Raw genomic sequence first — 8,075 nt, forward strand, 5'->3', positions numbered from 1 at the left:
GGAACGCCGCTGTGACGCTCTGCGTCACGCTTTATTCGGAACGCGGAGCGTCCCGGGCTGCATTCCCACGCAGAGCGTGGGAACGATCATGCCCGGAGACAACCATGCCCACCCTCACCACCTACCAAACCCACATCCGCCCCGAATGGGTCGACTACAACGGTCACCTGCGCGACGCCTACTACCTGTTGATTTTCAGCTACGCCACCGACGTTTTGATGGACCAGCTCGGCATGGACAGCCTGAACCGGGACACCCGCGGCCACTCGCTGTTTACCCTCGAGCTGCACCTCAATTACCTGCACGAAGTGAAGGTCGACGCCAACGTCGAAGTGCACACGCAGATCATCGGCCATGACGCCAAGCGCCTGCACCTCTACCACAGCCTGCATCTGGCCGGTGGGGACAAAGCGCTGGCGGGCAACGAGCAGATGCTGTTGCACGTCGACCTGGCCGGCCCGCGCTCGGCGCCCTTCACGGAACACACCCTGGCCAGGCTCCAGGCCCTGATTGACGAACAAGCCGACCTTCCACCGCCGGACTGCATCGGCCGCGTCATCGCCCTGCCGCCCGCCCGATAGCATTGCACCGCCAGACCGCGTCATCGTTCATCGCGGGCAGGTCCGCTTCTACGGCGATCCCCGCCCCTGTGGGAGCGAGCCTGCTCGCGATGGCATCAGCACAGACACCGCAGGCAAAAAAATCCCCGATCAAGCCGTGACAGGATCGGGGCAGGAGGCGTTACTGGAGGAGCCGTCGCGCGAGGGTGACCAAACCATCGTGATTCAGCTTGGGGCCAGTTTGCCCAGTCCCGATCCGGGTCAGTTAGCCGAAAACGACACGCTCATAGTCATCCGGGCCATTGCGACAGTTTGCCCTTGCCGACGCTTCGGGTGGCTACCAGAATCGAGGCACGACCCCAATCCCGGAACAAGGAAAAGCGTCATGATGCACGCCGATTTGATCGACCAGGAAGACCTGCTGGGCCAGCTCAAGGCCCTGGGGCTCCAGATACCCAGCGGTTCCACTGCCGAGCAGGCGTGCGAGTGCGCGGTACGCGGCCTGGACAGGGCCCGTGCCAATGAACTGCGGCGGATGGTCAAGGACATGTACACCAGCAGCGCGACCATCCTGCCGGCCGTGCGCCAGGCGATTGATAAGCAGCTGTTGCCGGCGTTGACCGAGTATCAGCAGAACCACAGCGCCTGAAACCTATCGCGAGCAGGCTCGCTCCCACATGTGATTTGTGACCGACACAAATCCAATGTGGGAGCGAGCCTGCTCGCGATGAAAGCGCCTCGGTTTAAAGCCTTACGCTGGCAAACGTCGACTCATTACGCGCCTGGCTCAACGCCGACAGCGGGCCGGACAACGGCGACAGCACCAGGGCCTGTGGCAGCGGCATCATCGCCACCTGTTGCGTGGTGTTGGAACCGACGCGCTCGTCGCGCGGTGGAATGCCGAAGTATTCGCGGTAGCACTTGGAGAAGTGCGGCGTGGAAACGAAACCGCACACCGACGCCACTTCGATGATCGACATCGGCGTCTGCTTGAGCAACTGCCGCGCACGAATCAGCCGCAGCTTGAGGTAATAGCGCGACGGCGAGCAGTGCAGGTATTTCTGGAACAGCCGCTCCAACTGACGCCGGGACACGGCGACGTACACCGCCAGTTCGTCCAGGTCGATCGGCTCTTCGAGGTTGGCCTCCATCAGCGCGACGATTTCCTGCAACTTCGGCTGGTTGGTGCCAAGCATGTGCTTGAGCGGCACACGCTGGTGATCCTGCTCGTTGCGGATGCGCTCATAGACAAACATTTCCGAGATCGCCGCCGACAGTTCGCGACCGTGGTCGCGGCTGATCAGGTGCAGCATCATGTCCAGCGGCGCAGTGCCGCCGGAACTGGTGAAGCGATTGCGGTCGAGGGTGAACAGGCGCGTGCTCATCGATACCCGTGGAAAGGCTTCCTGCATCGCCGCCAGGCATTCCCAGTGCACGCTGCAATCGAAACCGTCCAGCAGACCGGCGCAAGCCAGGGCCCAACTGCCGGTGCAGACCGCACCCAGACGCCGGGACTGACGGGCCTGGCCTTGCAGCCAGGACACATGTTCACGGGTGACGGTGCGCTGGATGCCGATGCCGCCACAGACGATGACAGTGTCCAGTGGCGGCGCTTTGTGCATGGAGGCGTCCGGGGTGATCTGCAAACCGTCGCTGGCCCAGACTTGCCCGCCATCAACCGTGAGGGTGGTCCAGCGATACAGCTCGCGACCGGACAGCTGATTGGCCATGCGCAGCGGTTCTACCGCAGACGCCAGGGAAATCAGTGTGAAATTGTCCAGCAGCAAAAAGCCGATGGATTGAGGCGCACGGTTCTGGGGTTGGGCCCCGGAGTTGGACGTCGTCATCGCGGTATCTCCTCACACAAAGCGGGTGATGGCCTCAGGCGGAGGCTCTTGTTATTGCCATCGTTCTCTTGTGCGAGACGGGCTTTATCGGGATAGAGCAAATGCCATGCCTAAAATTGAATGTGCGTTCAATAACTCCTGAAAACGACATTGCAGCCTGTCTATATAAGGCGCGTATCCAGTACGGGTTACAGCCGCCATCGATGGCGGCAGGCGGCTGTCACAGCGGGCTGTGAGCAGTTCGGTAGCACTTGTGGGAACTGGGCTGCGCCGCTTGCGCAACGGGTATCACCACAGGCGTGAATGACGAACGGTCGAGTGAGGTGCAGCGGTTGACCCGACGCGGGGTGTCTTGTCTGTTTGCGACGCGCTAAAAGGTGGCGCGTTTGTGCATCTGCGGTCGTTTATTGAGCAATTTTCGTTCCTGTAACGAGGTGATTGACCTGTGGTGCATCGCGAACAAACTTTGCTCCCACAGGGTTAATCCACCCGCCACAGTGGGGTGACTGAAGCCTTTATCAGCACTCCACCGCGCTCACCGCCAGCCCGCCACGCGATGTCTCCTTATATTTGTCATGCATGTCCGCGCCGGTATCACGCATGGTGCGGATCACCCGGTCCAGGGAAATGAAATGCTGGCCGTCACCGCGCAGCGCCATTTGCGCAGCGTTGATGGCCTTCACCGCGGCAATCGCATTGCGCTCGATGCACGGCACCTGCACCAGGCCACCCACCGGGTCGCAGGTCAGGCCGAGGTTGTGCTCCAGGCCGATTTCCGCCGCATTGCACAACTGTTCCGGCGTGGCGCCGAGGATCTCCGCCAGGCCGGCTGCCGCCATGGCGCAGGCCGAACCCACTTCGCCCTGGCAGCCCACTTCGGCGCCGGAGATCGAGGCATTCTTTTTACACAGGATGCCTACCGCCGCCGCGCTGAGGAAATAATCCACCACATTGGCGTCAGTGACCGCTTCGCTGAATTTCATGAAGTAATGCAGCACCGCCGGAATGATCCCCGCCGCGCCATTGGTCGGTGCCGTGACCATGCGCCCACCCGCGGCGTTCTCCTCGTTGACCGCCAAGGCAAACAGGTTGACCCACTCCATGGCGCTGAGGGTCGAGCCGATGACATTCGGCTTGTTCAACTCTTGCAGGCTGCGGTGCAACTTGGCCGCGCGGCGCCGTACATTCAGTCCGCCCGGGAGGATGCCTTCATGCTTGAGGCCGTGTTCGACGCACTCCTGCATGGCCCGCCAGAGCTTCATCAGCCCCGCGCGGATCTCCTCTTCCGAGCGCCAGACCTTCTCGTTGGCCAGCATCAGTTCCGCCACCCGCAGGTTGTGGGTGCGGCACAGTTGAAGCAGCTCCTCGGCGCTGGAGAAATCGTAAGGCAGCTCAGTGGTGTCCAGGTCAACCACGCCACTGGACGCCTGGGCCTGATCAACCACAAAGCCGCCGCCCACTGAATAATAGGTGTCACGGTGCAGCTCGCCGCTGTCGCCTTCGGCCACCAGCGTCATCGCGTTGGGGTGGAACGGCAGGTTTTCGTCGATCAGGCGCATGTCCCGCGACCAGATGAAAGGCACCGGCAGACGACCGTCCAGCAACAGGGTGTCGGTTTCTCGCAACAGGCCGATGCGCGTACCGATCTGCGACGGGTCGATTGCATCGGGCCATTCGCCCATCAGGCCCATGATCACCGCGTTATCGCTGCCGTGGCCAATGCCGGTGGCCGACAATGAACCGTACAGTTGCACCTCGACCCGGCGCACGTCATGCAGCAGCGCCCTGGCCCGCAGCGCCTCGACAAACAGCGCCGCAGCGCGCATGGGCCCCACGGTGTGGGAGCTGGACGGGCCGATACCGATTTTGAACAGGTCGAACACGCTGATTGCCATTGCCGAGAATCTCCAGAACGGGCACAGGCGGGCGCCGAAGCACCCGTTGACGGAGCTGCTACGCTCAACGCCGGGATGGCCGCATCATCCGGCTTTTGCCCCGGTGCGCGACGTCTGACACCGACGCAATCATGCCCGCCAGCGCCGCCCGCCTTTTACCCCGATTTCGCCGTTTTCTTGCGTGTCAGACGGCTCCCAGAGGCGGAAAAAATCTGTAAACGACGTCACCGACACTGGATGCGACCCTCCCTGTACTGGATACGACGCACCCTGTAGGCGTCAGATTTGCACTGGTACATGATCAGTTACGGCTCGTTTGCAAGGCCGCGTGTCAGAGAGTGCCCACGCGCCACCAACCGCAACATCCAATAAGCGCGCGGTTGTCCTGACGGGACACCGCCGAAAAAACACCAGGAGTCCACCCATGAAAGGTTCCACGCCGTTGTTGTTGGCCGCCATGCTGAGTCTTCCGATGCTGGCCAACGCTGCAGAACCCGCACAGTGCAGCACCGTCAACTTCTCCGACGTCGGCTGGACCGACATCACCGTGACCACCGCCACCACCAGCGTGGTGCTCGATGCCCTTGGCTACAAGACCAAGACCACCATGATTTCCGTGCCGGTGACCTACAAGTCCCTGGCCGATGGCAAGAACATGGACGTGTTCCTTGGCAACTGGATGCCGACCATGGAAAACGACATCAAGGCCTACCGCGATGCAGGCACCGTGGAAACCGTGCGCACCAACCTCAAGGGCGCCAAGTACACCCTCGCCGTGCCCCAGGGCCTGTATGACAAGGGCCTGCACGACTTCGCCGACATCCCCAAATTCAAGAAGGAACTGGACGGCAAGATCTACGGGATCGAGCCCGGCAACGACGGCAACCGCCTGATCCAGAGCATGATCGACAAGAACGCCTTCGGCCTGAAGGACGCCGGTTTCAAGGTGGTGGAATCGAGTGAGGCGGGCATGCTCTCGCAGGTCGATCGCGCCTCCAAACGTGGCACCGACGTGGTGTTCCTGGGCTGGGCACCGCACCCGATGAACACCCGCTTCAAAATCCAGTACCTGACCGGCGGCGACGACTTCTTCGGCCCGGAATTCGGCGCGGCCACCGTGGCAACCAACACCCGCAAGGGCTACAGCCAGGAATGCAGCAACGTGGGCCAACTGCTGAAGAATCTTGAATTCACCGTCGACATGGAAAGCTCGCTGATGGGCAACGTCCTGGACGACAAGATGAAACCTGAAGCCGCCGCCAAGGCCTGGCTGAAGAAAAACCCACAGGTGCTCGATACCTGGCTCGCTGGCGTGACCACCATTGACGGTAAACCTGGCCTGGAGGCCGTGAAAGCCAAGCTCGCACAGTAATCGTTCATGTTATGCCGGGCGGGTTCGCTCGCCCGGGCTGTTTATCCCTTGCATGCGGACGTTCACTACCATGCTCATTGATCAGAAAATACCCCTGGGCCAGTACATTGCGGGCTTCGTCGAATGGTTGACGCAACATGGCGCCAGCACCTTCGACGCCATCGCACTGTTCCTGGAAACGATGATTCACGGCGTGACGTTTGCGCTGACCTGGTTCAACCCACTGGCCTTGATCGGCCTCATCGCCCTGCTGGCGCATTTCATCCAGCGTAAATGGGGCCTCACCGTATTCGTCATTGCCTCCTTCCTGCTGATCCTCAACCTGGGGTACTGGCAGGAAACCATGGAAACCCTGGCCCAGGTGCTGTTCGCCACCCTGGTCTGCGTCGTGATCGGCGTGCCGCTGGGCATTGTTGCCGCGCACAAGCCGATGTTCTACACCCTGATGCGTCCGGTACTCGATCTGATGCAGACCGTGCCGACGTTCGTCTACCTCATTCCTACCCTGACCCTGTTCGGTCTGGGTGTGGTCCCGGGCCTGATCTCCACGGTGGTGTTCGCGATTGCCGCGCCCATCCGCCTGACCTACCTGGGCATCCGCGACGTTCCCGAAGAACTGATGGACGCCGGCAAGGCCTTCGGCTGCTCCCGTCGCCAACTCCTGTCGCGTATCGAACTGCCCCATGCGATGCCGAGCATCGCGGCCGGTATCACCCAGTGCATCATGCTGTCGTTGTCGATGGTGGTGATCGCCGCGCTGGTGGGTGCCGATGGCCTGGGCAAACCCGTGGTCAACGCACTGAACACCGCTGATATCGCCCTGGGCTTCGAAGCAGGCCTGGCGATCGTATTGCTGGCAATCATGCTCGACCGAATCTGCAAACAACCCGACGCCAAAGTAGGGGGTGACGCATGAGCATCATTCGCTTCGACCAGGTCGACGTGATCTTCTCCAGGGATCCACGCGAGGCCCTCAAGCTGCTCGACCAGGGCATGACCCGCAACGAAATCCTGAAGAAGACCGGGCAGATCGTCGGCGTGGAAAAAGCCAGCCTGGACATTGAGAAAGGCGAAATCTGCGTGCTGATGGGCCTGTCCGGCTCCGGCAAATCCAGCCTGCTGCGCTGCATCAACGGCTTGAACACCGTCAGCCGTGGCAAGTTGTTCGTCGAGCACGAGGGCCGGCAGATCGATATCGCCTCCTGCACGCCCGCCGAACTGAAGATGATGCGCACCAAGCGCATCGCCATGGTGTTCCAGAAGTTCGCCCTGATGCCTTGGCTGACGGTGCGCGAGAACATCAGCTTCGGCCTGGAAATGCAGGGCCGACCGGAGAAGGAACGCCGCAAGCTGGTGGATGAAAAACTCGAGCTGGTGGGCCTGACCCAGTGGCGCAACAAGAAGCCCGACGAACTGTCCGGCGGCATGCAACAACGGGTCGGCCTGGCCCGCGCCCTGGCGATGGACGCCGACATCCTGTTGATGGACGAACCGTTCTCGGCCCTCGACCCGCTGATCCGCCAAGGCCTGCAAGACGAACTGCTGGAGCTGCAACGCAAGTTGAGCAAGACCATTGTGTTCGTCAGCCATGACCTGGACGAAGCCCTGAAGTTGGGCAGCCGCATCGCGATCATGAAGGACGGTCGGATCATCCAGTACAGCAAGCCGGAAGAAATCGTGCTGAACCCGGCGGACGACTATGTGCGCACCTTCGTCGCCCACACCAACCCGCTCAACGTCCTCTGCGGTCGCAGCCTGATGCGCACCCTGGACAACTGCAAGCGCATCAACGGTTCGGTCTGCCTCGACCCGGGCGGCGACTCCTGGCTCGACCTGGCCGAAGGCAACACCATCAAGGGCGCCCGGCAGAACGGCGCGGCACTGGACCTGCAAAACTGGGCACCGGGCCAATCCGTCGAAGGCCTGGGCCGCCGCCCAACCCTGGTCGACTCCAACATCGGCATGCGCGACGCGCTGCAGATCCGTTATCAGACCGGCAACAAACTGGTGCTTCACGATAACCAGAAAGTCGTCGGAATCCTCGGTGACAGCGAGCTGTACCACGCACTGCTCGGTAAAAACCTCGGCTGAGCCAGCCCCACAAAAACGCCGCGAGATGATCGCGGCGTTTTTGTTTGTGCTCAGTGCAGCAGGAACGCAGAGCGTCCCGAGATGCATTCCCACGCGGAGCGTGGGGAACGAGGTGCTAGGTGTCCCGCTGATCGTTCCCACGCTCCTGCGTGGGAACGCCGCCAGGGACGCTCTGCGTCCCAACGACTGCCGGTGCAGTGCAGCAGGAACGCGGAGCGTCCCGGGATGCATTCCCACGCGGAGCGTGGGAACGAGGTGGTGGGGGCTGTTCCACTGATCGTTCCCACGCTCCTGCGTCACTAGTGTCCGG

7 protein-coding genes are annotated in these 8,075 nt (G+C 61.8%); 5 read left to right on the forward strand and 2 right to left on the reverse strand.

What is annotated here, in order from left to right; all coding sequences use genetic code 11:
• Positions 1-104: 104 nt before the first annotated feature.
• Together J7E36_RS16105 and J7E36_RS16110 are read left to right on the forward strand one after the other, a co-directional pair.
• Positions 105-581, forward strand: coding sequence for a thioesterase family protein (locus J7E36_RS16105; protein WP_215004598.1), 477 nt, complete (start codon positions 105-107; stop codon positions 579-581).
• A gap of 364 nt (positions 582-945) precedes the next feature.
• A complete protein-coding gene (locus J7E36_RS16110) occupies positions 946-1,209 on the forward strand; it encodes a hypothetical protein (protein WP_215004600.1) in 264 nt (87 codons plus the stop codon).
• A gap of 94 nt (positions 1,210-1,303) precedes the next feature.
• Here J7E36_RS16110 and J7E36_RS16115 read toward each other — a convergent pair whose 3' ends face one another.
• Positions 1,304-2,407 (reverse strand): GlxA family transcriptional regulator, encoded by a 1,104-nt coding sequence (locus J7E36_RS16115; protein ID WP_042731607.1) that lies wholly within the window; start codon positions 2,405-2,407, stop codon positions 1,304-1,306.
• Between the two features lie 518 nt (positions 2,408-2,925).
• On the reverse strand, positions 2,926-4,302 hold the full coding sequence (locus J7E36_RS16120; RefSeq protein ID WP_215004602.1) for an L-serine ammonia-lyase: 1,377 nt from the start codon (positions 4,300-4,302) through the stop codon (positions 2,926-2,928).
• Positions 4,303-4,726: 424 nt separating this feature from the next.
• Here J7E36_RS16120 and J7E36_RS16125 point away from each other — a divergent pair, with 424 nt between their 5' ends.
• The 3 genes from J7E36_RS16125 to choV all read left to right on the forward strand — a co-directional run bounded on the left by J7E36_RS16125 (position 4,727) and on the right by choV (position 7,765).
• Positions 4,727-5,674, forward strand: a complete 948-nt coding sequence (locus tag J7E36_RS16125; protein WP_215004604.1) for a choline ABC transporter substrate-binding protein — start codon at positions 4,727-4,729, stop codon at positions 5,672-5,674.
• A gap of 70 nt (positions 5,675-5,744) precedes the next feature.
• The gene (choW, locus tag J7E36_RS16130; protein ID WP_215004606.1) at positions 5,745-6,590 is read left to right on the forward strand and encodes a choline ABC transporter permease subunit; all 846 of its coding nucleotides are present in this window, start codon (positions 5,745-5,747) and stop codon (positions 6,588-6,590) included.
• Positions 6,587-7,765, forward strand: a complete 1,179-nt coding sequence (gene choV / locus J7E36_RS16135; protein WP_215004608.1) for a choline ABC transporter ATP-binding protein — start codon at positions 6,587-6,589, stop codon at positions 7,763-7,765. The genes choW and choV overlap by 4 nt, the downstream gene beginning before the upstream one ends.
• Positions 7,766-8,075 lie beyond the last annotated feature (310 nt).

The organism is Pseudomonas fluorescens (genome assembly GCF_018614775.1).
GTDB classification, from domain to species: Bacteria; Pseudomonadota; Gammaproteobacteria; order Pseudomonadales; family Pseudomonadaceae; genus Aquipseudomonas; species Aquipseudomonas fluorescens_BY.